Origin of the sequence: Cellvibrio sp. BR (assembly GCF_000263355.1) — a bacterium.
Taxonomy (GTDB): Bacteria; Pseudomonadota; Gammaproteobacteria; order Pseudomonadales; family Cellvibrionaceae; genus Cellvibrio.
The window spans coordinates 864011-875929 of the sequence record NZ_JH668200.1 but is presented as its reverse complement, the minus strand read 5'-3'; the positions used below and the strand labels follow the sequence as shown (position 1 = coordinate 875929).

The window sequence follows — 11919 nt, the reverse complement described above, 5'->3', positions numbered from 1 at the left end:
GTATAACGCCAGCCCGAGCGGGCTGGCGGGGGGTTTATTCATCCACCGCGGCGGCGCTTTCATCACTCGCCGCTGCCGTCTTTTCCGCGCGTTTGCGGCGCGCCTCTTTCGGGTCAGACGCCAGTGGGCGATAAATTTCCACCCGGTCGCCGGCATGCAATATGTGCTTGTCGGCAGTATCCAGCCCCTTGGTGCCGAGCGACTGGCCAAAAATGCCCAGTTTGGCACTGGCGAGATCCAGCTCGGGAAAGTGGTCGGTGATTTTAGAGCGCTGCACGGCCTCCAGCGCGGTGGTGCCCGGCTCGACCAGCAGGGCAATAATTTTCTGTTTGTGGGGCAGCGCGTAAGCCACTTCCACAGTGATAAGGTCAAAATCGGCCATGGTTACTCAGTCCACTGTTGCTATGGGTTTATTGATAGATATGTTTGGCGCGCGCACACAAGGAATCCACCTGTCTATTGCTCACGGCCTCAAATAATTTGCCCGCCGCCAGCCCCAGCAAGCGGTTGCCCAGCTCAAACTCCAAACTGAGCGACACCTTGCAAGCCTTATCCCCCAAGGGGGTAAAGCGCCAGGCGCCGGTGAGGAATTTAAACGGGCCATCCACCAGCGAGAGCATCATGCACAGCGGTGGCTGCAATTGGTTGCGGGTCACAAAACTCTGGCTGACACCGGCCTTGCTTAACTCCAGCCGCGCCTCCAGCCAGTCATCGCCACGGGCGAGAATTTTGGCACCCACACAGCCATCCATAAACTGCGGATAGGCTTCGATATCGTTGATTAGGTCAAACATCTGTTGCGCCGAATAATTCACCAGCGCGCTTCGCTCTACTTTATGCACCACGGCGTTTACCTATTTTTATGCTTGCCCATCTAAAAAGCCTATTCCACTAATACGCCGCGCAGCACCGGGAAGATGCCGTTAATAAGCACAATCAATACTGCCAGTGGCGAGATGTAACGCAAGATCGGCCGCCACCAGCGCAATAGCCAGCTGGATTCGTATTTCAATTCATGCAGCAGGTGTTCATCGCGCAGTTTCCAGCCCACAAACAGGGCGATCAGCAAACCGCCGAGCGGCAGCATAATGTTGGTGGCGATAAAGTCCATGCTGTCGAACCAGGTTTTCCCCCAGAGGAAGGGTTTGTCGGCCCAATCGTTAAACGACAACAGCGACCCCAAACCCAGCGCCCAGGCAATGAAACCCAGGAGCAAGCTGGCAAACACCCGATGCAGGCCAAAGCGTTCATTCAGATAGGCCACACCCGGCTCCAATAGCGAGATAGTGGAGGTCCAGGCGGCGAGCATTACCATCGCAAAAAAGACCGAGCCTATCACCAGCCCCGCACTCATATTGCCGAAGGCCACCGGCAGGGTCACAAACATCAACCCCGGCCCGCTGCCCGCCGAAATGCCCGGCGTGGCAAATACAAACGCAAAAATGGCCACCCCGGCAATCAGGGCGATCAGGGTATCCAACAGTGCCACCACCAGCACCGTCTGGCCTACAGATTGGTTGCTGGGCATATAGGCGCCGTACGCCATTATCGCGCCCATGCCCAAACTCAGGGTAAAAAACGAATGGCCCATGGCGGTCAGGGCCGACTCCCAGGAGATATCCTGCGGATTAAAACTGAACATAAAGCGCAGCGAGGTGGCAAACTCACCTTCCCTCATGGCGTAGACCAACAGGCACAGCAGCAATACAAATAGCAGCGGCATCATCAGCCGCACCGAGGATTCCAGCCCGCGCGACACCCCCAGCGCCAAAATCACCACCGTCATGGCGGTAAACACTGTGTGCCACAACAGCATCTGGTCGTTATTGGCGAGCAAAGTGTCAAACAGCTGCTGGGAACTCTCGCCCGTTAAACCGGCAAAGCGGCCATCGAGCGCCTGACTTAAATACTCCAGCGTCCAACCGGCAATTACCGTGTAAAACGACAGGATTACCAAGCCAGCCAGCGCGCCCATCCAACCAATCACCGTCCAGCCCTTACTCACCCTGGCGGTTTCGCAGAGTTCAGTAGTGGCGAGGATCGGGTTGGCGCGAGCACGGCGCCCCATGAGGATTTCCGCCATCATGATCGGCACGCCAATCAGCAAAATACAGCAGAGGTACATGAGTACAAACGCGCCACCACCGTTCTCGCCAGTGATATAGGGGAACTTCCAGATATTGCCCAACCCCACGGCCGAACCGGTCGCCGCCAGAATAAAACTGCCGCGCTGGCCCCAAATCACATGCTGTTTGAGTCGCTTCACCGGCTCGCCCCCAGGAGTATTGTCATTATTAACGCTCGGATAAGTGATTGTACCCAGATTCCCCCGCAGGGCATAATGCCCGCCCGTTTTTGCTTCACTCAAGTAGCGTCCAGTCATGGCCAAAAAAGCACAAAAGAATCAAGGCAATACCATTGCCCTCAACAAAAAAGCCAAGTTCGACTACGAACTGCACGACCGTTTTGAAGCGGGTATCGCGCTCACCGGTTGGGAAGTCAAAAGCCTGCGCGCCGGCAAAGGCAACATTACCGACTGCTATGTGATTTTCAAAAATGACGAAGCCTGGCTGCTGGCGGCACAAATCCAGCCCCTGCAAACCGCCTCCACCCACTTTGTGACCGACCCCTTCCGCACCCGTAAACTGCTACTCAATCGCCGCGAAATTAGCCGTTTGCAGGAAGCCGTGGAGCAAAAAGGCTATACCGTAGTGCCTACAGCACTTTATTGGAAAGACCATCTGATCAAACTGGAAATTGCCATCGCCAAGGGCAAACAACAGCACGACAAACGCGAAACCGAAAAAGAGCGCGACTGGGCGCGCGATAAACAGCGCCTGTTCCAGAAGGATTTACGCAAGTAACTGACCGCATTGCATTTTCTATCGCGCTACTTCCCCCCCTTTCCCGCCAAGCGAACACTAACTCACCTCTACCAACCCTCAACTTGAGGGTTGGTCGCACTTTCTGGTCACTAAATCTGCATTTGCCAGCGTCGTTCTGGCGCTTGAATCTCCGTATTTTTGAGCTATTCTGCTGAATCGTGTCGCGTAAATTATCTGTATAAATCTGTATAAAAATGCCTCTCAATTAACGATAAGGTGCATCTATGAATAAATGCTTTCAGCAAGGACTTTTGTCCGCCATGGTTATCAGCCTCGTTGCCTGCGGTGGCGGTGGAAGTGGAGGCGGTAATAAATCGTCGGCTCCCGCCAGCAGCGTGGCGCCCAGTTCAGTAGCCGCGAGCTCAGTGGCTATGTCCTCATCCAGCTCGACCGAAACCAGCTCCTCTATGGATGCCAGCTCATCAGTAGAGGTGAGCTCGACGCCAGCGTCTTCCGCAGCACCCAGTTCAACCCCGGCCTCATCCAGCGAGGCTAGCTCCGTCGCACTTTCATCTACCAGCAGCAGTTCGCTAGAGGCAAGCTCATCGGCGCCCGCCAGCTCTGCACCAGCAAGCTCATCACCAGCATCTTCCAGTGCTGCCAGCAGCTCCTCTACTCCGGCCTTGACCGGGGTATTTTTGGACAGCGCAGTGGCAGGTATCGGGTATCGCACCAGCCCTAGCGGGAAAGGCGGCTTTACCAGTGCTCAGGGCGAGTACGAATATGAAACTGGCGATAAAGTGACGTTCTTCATCGGCGACCTGGAGCTGCCCGAAGTAGATGCCAAGGGTGTGATTACCCCGCTCGACATCGCCCAGACCGACGAGCTGACCGATCAAGTAGTATTGAATATTGCGATTTTGTTGCAATCACTCGATAGCGATGGCGACGCCTCCAATGGCATTACTATCAATTATGAGCTGGCTGAGACTAGCGCAACGGCAATTAACTTCGAGCAGGATGCAAGCACCTTTTCCAGCGCCATCACCCCACTGGTTACTGCGGCTGAAGGCACCCTGAAAACCGTAGAAGCCGCACAGGAACACTTGCAAGGCACGGTTGAATCACTGGACAGCCTCAGCGCCGAACGTCTGGTTGGCACCTGGTTAATTGAAGGTGACGATTACAAAGCCGTGGTCGCGTTCCTGGATACCAGCCGCTATATGAGCGTGGAAGTTACCGAGACCGAAGGCACCAATCTGGAAGTCGGTAGCTATGTGTGGGATGCCAGCACCGGCGTTATTACTGCAACACCCAATGATGAAACTGGTAATGCCGACCTCGGCCTGCAGTCAGAGCAAAGCATTTATGTAATTAGCTCTGCTGGCGAGCAATTGCTGATCAGCGAGCAAGGTGATGAAGAACCACCCACAGTGATGACCAAACTCACCAGCGAAAGCGGCATAGTGGGCGGTTGGTATTTAGCTGATTCCGGTTTTATCGCTCTCGCGGCGTTCACCGGTACCCACTACCTGATGGGCCAATACGAGCCTAACCCGGAAGACACCAACGGCCAAAGCGGTGTTGAATACGGTACCTATAGCCATAATGCTGAAACCAATGCTTTCGTGGTTGATACCTTAGAAGATACCAACGGCCAATGGGGCTTCTCGCACCCCTGTGCAATTCTCGATCAGGAGACCAGTAACGACCTGAGCTGCGGTCCCAATGGTGCCGATATAGTGCAAACCATCACTCGCACCGGTACAGCGATCCGGTTTGTGAGCCAGGCAGACACTATTGCCAACAACGGTGTGGAAGATCCGGTAGATTTCATCGAGGTGGGCTCGCCCACTACCAACGAGCCTATCGAACTGGAAGTAGAAGTTACCAACACCGTGACCGCCGCCGCCCAAGGGGAGTTGTTCACCGTCAATGGTGCAACCATGCAGTGCGGGCTGATAGAGGAACATCAGGTTGGCCAGACTGAAACCTTCCCTGAAACCTGGATACTCAACCCTAACTACGGCCAACTGAGCAGCGTGTCAGACGAAAAATATGAAACCGAAGAACCTTACACTGATACCGGGGCATTTGACCCAGTGTTCAACAAACTGCAAATCAGCAATGCCGGTGCCAAGGTAAACCTCTGTGCTACAGGTGAAGCCCAATGTTCGGGTGATACCGTTTTCTACGAACGCGCCAGCTACACCTGGACTGCCGATATCAATCTGGATGAGGGAGCTCCAACCCTGGCGAGCGGTGAGATAGTAGAAACCCGCAGACTTAGCTGGAACCTGACGTCGGATGTCTCAATCTGCACCATCCGCTACAGCGTCAGCGCTACACGGTTACCACAACCCTAAGCCTGACCAACCTTAAAACAACAAACCCGCCAGCTGGCGGGTTTGTTGTAGAGGGCACCCTCTATTGTCATGGTGTTACGCATGGTTTGTAATCTCACCGAATCAAATAAGATTCAGCCTTGCATCATTTTTGATGCAAACACAAACAACAACTATTCCCTCTGTGCTTGTTCCCATACCTTGAATTCAGAAGGCCGCAGGCCGTAGCGGGCTAATACGCCTTCGTGCAGGCGGCGCAGCTCTTCGATAATCAGTGCTTGCACATTGGCGCGTTCAGCGTCGGGGACCTGCCTTGCAACGGCATCGCTGATTGTTGTCATTGCATCTGCTTCGGGGTGAGTGACTACATCCTTGATTGTCGTTTTGATCAGTTCACGCCATATCAACCTGGCCGGATCAGGCTCTGCCAAGCCTTGTTTAATCGCCAGATATTCTTGGGTAGAGCGCTCGTAGGCCCATACATAAAGGTCGCGTAATAGTTCCACCCGGGTGAGTTCGTAAACACCGAGAGTGGCACAGCTATAAGCCTGTTCGGGCACATCCAAGAATGTCAGCGGGCACAGGTTGGCGCGGAATAACGGCAGGTTGGCGGTCAGTCTGGAGGTGCGCTTGTTGATATCGGCAAAAGGTTGCAAATAAGGCAAATGCACCATCATAAAAAATGATTGCTCAAAGGGATCCTGTATTGCGTTGGATTTTGCCAACAGCATGTCGAGTGCGGTTTGTATCTGCTGGGGGGTGGATAAAGGGCGGTACACACTTTTACTGATATCTACCGCGTGCATTCTGATCCGACCTTCATCAGCAGGGTTGGGCAGCAGGTTTTCGGCGAGCGCACTGTGCAAATTCATCAGTGTGTAATGATTGAACCCGGCGCTTTCACTATTTTCAACAAGCAATTCAATGGCAGCTTTGTGGTTCAAGATCATCTGTGTTTCGAGCACCGCTTTACCTTGGGCAACCTTGCCCTGCTCAATCAATTCGACAGTATCCAGTCGTGAATAGGTATTGCCTTCCAAATGACTGGAAGCCCAGGACAAATCAATCAGCAGGCGATTGAGTATGGCGCGGCTGTAGGTGCCAGCGGGCGCCTGATGTTGCGTTGTACGCCCCATTTTATGGAGCTGAAGGCGCAAGGATTGGGAAAGGTAATAGCTGTGGTTGGGTTCGTAAGCGGCCAGAAAATCCTGTTGGTAACCCACGGGTTTGCGCGCAGCAAGCGGTTGGTTGATATAGGCCAGTATGTCCCTGCTATCCGTAGACAGCGGAATGTAATCCGGAAAGTGATTACTGTCTGCCGGGGTGGCTATCGCGCTGTTTGCAATTGCGAAGTAGCGACGCGCACGGCCCTTGCCTGTCGCCACAACCTGGCCAGATGTCATTAATTCGCTGATTAATCGCTGTACCGTTCTGCGAGGAATATTCGGATGTTGTTCGAGTAGTTCATTCAGGGCAAGACCACTGCGAGACCGGATACTATGGTGCAACACGTCGATATTTTTCATGCCACTGGCGCCGTTTGAACCTATTTGGCGTCATTCTGGCGCAGTTATACAAACTGCGCCAGTTTTATCTCTGAATCGCGCCACATTTCACCCAAACTGCGCCAAAATGGTGGCGCAGTTTAGTGGCTCATCTATCTCTATTTGTTGTCCTTCAGCATCACCTTGCGGAAATGTTCGCCTTGCATGGTGGGTTCATAGTTGTCGTAGCTGGTGAAAAGTTGGGGCGACCAATCCGGGTCGAAGACCCAGGCTACCCAGCTGATGCCTTTGCTGTTGAAGTAGTCGGTGATGCGTGGGCCGTAGCCGCCTTCGTCGATAACCGGGATGTGGGCGCCTTTGTCGGTGGCGCGTTGGTAACCGATCTCGGTGGCGAATACCGGGTATTTATCGGCCATAAAACCAAAGTCGCGCTCCCAGTTGGCTTGGTAAGGCGCGCCGACTTTTTGTGGGTAGGGGTGACTTACATAGGCGATGTTTTGGCGATCTATAGGGTCGGCCGCCGCTTCCTTGAGGTCATAGGCCCAGTTAAAACCGGCAACCAGTGCAATGGCTTTGGGGTTGTGGGCTTGAATAATGGTGATGGCCTCTTCGTTAATGGCTTTCCAATCCGCCCAACTCACTACCCCCAAACGACCATTGAATACCGTTGGCTCGTTGAAAATCTCATAGAAGGCGACGGAGTTAACGCCGTTGTAGCGCTCGGAAACACGGCGCCAGAAATCAAAGGTTTCGCCTTTGGTGGTGTGGTAGGAACTGTTTTGGAACATTTCGGATTTGAGGTTGCCGATGGAGTGCCAGTCGATAATGGTGTACATGCCCAGTTCGTTGTTCCAGGCCACTACCTGATCCAGCAGCTCTAAATAGCCTTTTACGCCGCGCTCTTTCCATGCGCGCGGGTGCACTGGCACCCGCACCACGTTGGCGCCCCAGCTGCGAATCACTTCAAAGTGTTTTTTGGTGAAGCGTTTGTCCTTGGCGATTTTGTCGGGGTCGGAAATATTGACGCCGCGAAACACCAGAGTCTTGCCCTGCTCATCCACAAAGCGATTGCCGTCCACTTTGATCAGCGGGAGCTGACGGCTGACTTTGGTTTTATCAAACGCGGGAACATCGCTGGCATTCCACCAGCCGCTGGCGGTTTCCCAGGCGTTGTCGGCCTGCACCAAGCCGCTGAAGGCAAATGCCAAGGCGGCCAGTAGCAGGCGCGGGAGGGTAAGTGCGGTATGCATAGTTGGGTCTCTTTGGTTATTGTTGGAGAGACAATATGTAACCGATGACAGCCGGTTATGCCACGAGGTTTGCGCTAATTTACGCCGCGGGCTATTGCGGGCGCCGCTTAGCGTTCGATTTTATAAATCAGATCCACGGTTTTGGTTTCGCCGGACTCCGCCTCAATGCGGAAGCTGTCGGTGAGTTGATATTCAATGCCAAAGCTGAACGCCTGATCAAAAATGCCCACCACGTAGCGCACCAGCAGTTTGGGGGTCAGGTATTTGCCCACCCACAATTGACTCTGGTCGATGCCGTCATCGGATTTCACTTCCAGCTGATCGACGCGGAAGAAGCGGTTGATCTCGGCGGTGATGGAGCCGCCCGAATCCATGCCCAAGCCGCTCATGGCGCTGAGCAGCAGCGAGGCGTCGGCATCGGAGGCGTCTTTGATAGGTTTGCCAGTGAGCAACATCATCATCGCTTCGCTGTCACTGCGGCTGGGCGAAGAGAAAACTTTGGCTTTCGGGCGCTGCAGGGTGCCGTCGATATCCAAGCCCACTTTGGTACTGTCGCTGTCGCGGATTTGGCGGGTGGCGCGAATATCCAACCCGGGGTTGTCGTAAGGGCCTTGAAACGCCAGGCGGCCGCGCTCGATGGTCAGGGTTTGGCCGTAGGCTTTATAGCTACCTTCGGACACACTCACATAACCGTTGGTAAAGAAGGGGCGATGGGCCTCCTTAAGCAAATTCAGACGGCCTGTGAGTTTACTGCTCAGGCCGAAGCCTTTGAAACTCACGTCCTTACCCAGGGATAAGTTCAGGTTGCTGTACACGCTGAAGGGCGATACCGACTGCTCTTGCAGGAATTTCTCATCCACGATCACGACGTCGGAGGACACCTGGGTCGCCGAGGGCGGCAGGCTTTTGATATTGGCGCGCGCCCAGGGAATCACCGCGTCGCCGGTGAGGTGCATAGCGCTGGCATCGGCGGTGACTTTGATATCGGGCGACAGATTGGCCTTGAGTTGCGGCAGGGATACCACGCGGAAATCCGTGCCATTAATAAACGCCTGGGCGCGCCAGTTGGCGGTGCCAAAACCGTTGAGATCGCCCACCAGCGTCATCCGTCCATCACCCGACTGCACCTGACTGACCAGGCTGATAACGCCGGCACGGGTGGAATTGAGGTTCAGCTCTATGCCCTGCAAGTCCAACCCCAGACGCGTCATGTTGGCGCCGCCATTGCGCAGGTTGATATCGCCCAGCAGATAGGGCGCGCTGAAACTGCCACCGGCAGTCAGGTCGGCGCTGAGCTGGCCTTTCACGTCATTGGTAAAGGGCAAGAGGGTTTCCAGCGGGGCAATATTGTGGAAGTTCACCTGCAAGCGCGCGCGCTCGATGGCCTGTTGTTGCAAGTCCAACAGGCTGTCCAGATCCATCCGCCCGTAACCCACCCACTCCAGCCCGGCGGTGGCGCTCAGTTGCGCGTTTTGCAATTGCGCGCGCAGGGCAAAATCTTTCCAGGGGTAAATATCGGTCACACCACCGGCGTATTGGTAGCGCAGCTCGGCGTTGCGGGTCGTCACATTAAAGTTGGCGCTGGTGCCGGCGAGGGACAAATCGGGCGACCTGAGCGTGAGGTTGCCATCCATCACCCCGGCAAAATAGACCTCGGTTTTAAACAGCGATAAAAACTGGCGCAGGGGCACGGCGTCCAATTGGGCATCCAGACTGGCACCGGTGGCGCTCGCCCAATCGCCCCCAATACACAGGCGCGGCAGGTTGTATTTTTCGATTGTGCTGGCTGGCAGCGCCGGTTGATTAACCAGCCAGGCGTAAGGGGTTGTCGGTAGCGGCGATTGATTGGGCAGCCACTCAGCGCGCAGCTGCTCGTTCTCAATATCAGTGTCGCGCACCACAGCGGCAGTGAGGTTGGTGCGGGTAGTCAGGCATTGCTCACCCAACAATAGCCCCGTCGCACTCACCCGAATCGGTTTGCTGGAGGTGAGCCACCAGCGCGGCACTTTGGTCAGTTTCACCGCCAGCTGGTTCAGGCTGCCCTGCCAGGCGTAATCCTCGTACTCGCCTTGTACCCCGATCTCGGCGCGGCCCAAGCTGGGGCTGCGCACTATGGCCTGCAGCTGGTGTTTGGCCACCGAGCCGGAACCTTTTAGCGTGAGGCTGGAAAAATACTGCTGCGCCAACTGCACGCGGTTAGCGACAAAATTGAGCTGGTAGCGCTCCTGCAGCAGCTCACCCGTGAGCAGGTTGATAGGGTTTGCCAAGGGCGGCGCGACGCTGGATGCCTGCACCGCCGGTGTTTCTGCCGCCAGCGCTGGCCCAACCAAAGGCTCCGCCTGGGGCGCTTGCGGGGCGAGGGATAACTCCAGTTTTTCCAGCGCATAGCGCCGTCCCCAGGAGAATTTGTTGGCGCTGGCGGTGAGGCTGATACGCGGATGGGTGCGGTCGCCGCGCAGCTCGCCTTTACTGATCACACTGCCGGAGATACTTTCATCGATTTGCTGCAACAGCGGCGCATTGATATTCCACTGCAGATTGATGTCATTGCCCACTTCCCCTTTAAGCTGTAGTTGGTTGGCGCCGACTATCAACTCCAGCGCGTCGCTGCGCAGGCTGTTGCCATCCACCGCCAATTCACCGCTACCCAGCACATTCACTCCGCGCAATTCGCCCTCGATGCGCAAGTCGCGCAGCGCCGCCTGCCACTGCGATTCCTTGAGGCTGCCGCTGGTGCTAAAACTGGCGTTGAGGTGGCTCGGCCAGTTATCGACGATACCCGCGAGGTTAAAGGCTTTGGTTTCCACCGCGAGCTGCCACTCCAGCGCGGGCAACCAGTTGACACTGCCGGTGATGTTCAAACGCGCCGCGCTGTTGGGCGAAGCCTCATCACTGACTGCCGGGGTGTTGGCACTGGCAAAGGGGTGCGGGGCGACATCCGCTGTGGTATCGGTCATGGCCGGTGCACTGGATGCCGCTGCCGAGCTGCTCGTGGCGATAGCCTGCAGGCGTTCACCCAATTCGCGGATACTCAGGTTCTGTATTTGCAGGCCATCCAGATTGCCATTTACCTGGCTATTGAGCGCCAGCGCGGGGGCATCGGGCAGCTGGATCGCCCCCTCTACAGTCGCGCGATAGGCCTGCCAATTCCCCTCGGCTTTGAGCAGACCGCGTGTTACCGGCGCAGTTTTCTCTGCCATCCACCAGGCGGCGGGCAGGGTTTGGGCGGGCCACTCCAGCACCAGTTGCAAGGCGGGTGCAAGATCCAACTCGCGCTGTTCGTTGACCAAAGCCCCCGAGGCCTGGGCGCTCAGCTGCACCGGCGAGTCAAGTTGATTATCCAGCTGCAGCTGCAACAGGCTGCCCTCCAGCTGGCTCAGGCCGCGATAAAGTAAGCCCTCGGTGTTAGCGTCTGGCGCGGGCTGTTGCCACTGCCAGTTCAGCGCCGCATGGGAATCGTAGGGGTAATCCAGACTGGTGCGGCCGGTCAGGCGCAGTTGGTAGTCGCGGTGAATCAGGCTCAGGTCGCGGTAGCGCAGGTGAAAAGTACCCAAGCTTAAATCGCCACTGAGCCTTTCCCACTGCAGCGGCTGCTCACCTTGCTGGAAGCTGATGTGGCGCAGATCCAAATTGCGCAGTTGCACCCGCACCGGTAGCCGCAGGCTGGGCCAAGCGCTAAAAGGGGCGGCAGCGGGTTGCTCCTCCGGAGCGACGGGTAGTTTCAGGCTGATGCGCTGGGCGCTGAGGGAATCGATCATCAACGCGCTGTAAAGCAAGTCGATAGGACGCCAGCGAAAAGAGACCTGCTCGGCGTGAAACTCCACCTCGCCCTGCTGGTAATCCACCGTTTCGATATCCAGGCCAGTGCGCAAGTTGCCCGTCATAGGCCCCAGGGCGACATCGGCCAGCGCCGCAAGACGCGTGACCACCCAGCGGCTGCCGGTTTGGGTTTCCAGCAGCGCACTCAGGGTCGCAAGCAGAATTAACAGCAGCG

At 56.0% G+C, this 11919-nt stretch carries 8 protein-coding genes; 2 read left to right on the top strand and 6 right to left on the bottom strand.

Features of this window, described 5'->3' with window-relative positions; translation table 11 throughout:
- Positions 1–34 precede the first annotated feature (34 nt).
- Genes O59_RS03630 through O59_RS03620 form a run of 3 tightly spaced genes read right to left on the bottom strand, consistent with a single transcriptional unit; the run spans position 35 to position 2383 of the window.
- Positions 35–382, bottom strand: coding sequence for an RnfH family protein (locus O59_RS03630; RefSeq protein ID WP_007639603.1), 348 nt, complete (start codon positions 380–382; stop codon positions 35–37).
- A gap of 28 nt (positions 383–410) precedes the next feature.
- On the bottom strand, positions 411–845 hold the full coding sequence (locus O59_RS03625; protein ID WP_007639602.1) for a type II toxin-antitoxin system RatA family toxin: 435 nt from the start codon (positions 843–845) through the stop codon (positions 411–413).
- Positions 846–883: 38 nt separating this feature from the next.
- Positions 884–2383: a sodium-dependent transporter gene (locus tag O59_RS03620; RefSeq protein ID WP_007639601.1), complete on the bottom strand. Its 1500-nt coding sequence runs from the start codon at positions 2381–2383 to the stop codon at positions 884–886.
- Here O59_RS03620 and smpB point away from each other — a divergent pair.
- Together smpB and O59_RS03605 are read left to right on the top strand one after the other, a co-directional pair.
- Positions 2382–2864 (top strand): SsrA-binding protein SmpB, encoded by a 483-nt coding sequence (gene smpB / locus O59_RS03615; RefSeq protein WP_007639599.1) that lies wholly within the window; start codon positions 2382–2384, stop codon positions 2862–2864. The genes O59_RS03620 and smpB overlap by 2 nt on opposite strands.
- A gap of 245 nt (positions 2865–3109) precedes the next feature.
- On the top strand, positions 3110–5191 hold the full coding sequence (locus O59_RS03605) for a hypothetical protein (RefSeq protein ID WP_157152443.1): 2082 nt from the start codon (positions 3110–3112) through the stop codon (positions 5189–5191).
- A gap of 152 nt (positions 5192–5343) precedes the next feature.
- Here O59_RS03605 and O59_RS03600 read toward each other — a convergent pair whose 3' ends face one another.
- From O59_RS03600 to O59_RS03590, 3 genes are all read right to left on the bottom strand, one after another.
- Positions 5344–6696 (bottom strand): Fic family protein, encoded by a 1353-nt coding sequence (locus O59_RS03600; RefSeq protein WP_007639597.1) that lies wholly within the window; start codon positions 6694–6696, stop codon positions 5344–5346.
- A 137-nt stretch (positions 6697–6833) separates the two neighbouring features.
- A complete protein-coding gene (locus tag O59_RS03595; protein WP_007639596.1) occupies positions 6834–7925 on the bottom strand; it encodes a glycoside hydrolase family 5 protein in 1092 nt (363 codons plus the stop codon).
- A 107-nt stretch (positions 7926–8032) separates the two neighbouring features.
- Positions 8033–11854, bottom strand: coding sequence for a translocation/assembly module TamB domain-containing protein (locus tag O59_RS03590; RefSeq protein WP_007639594.1), 3822 nt, complete (start codon positions 11852–11854; stop codon positions 8033–8035).
- Between the last annotated feature and the right edge of the window lie 65 nt (positions 11855–11919).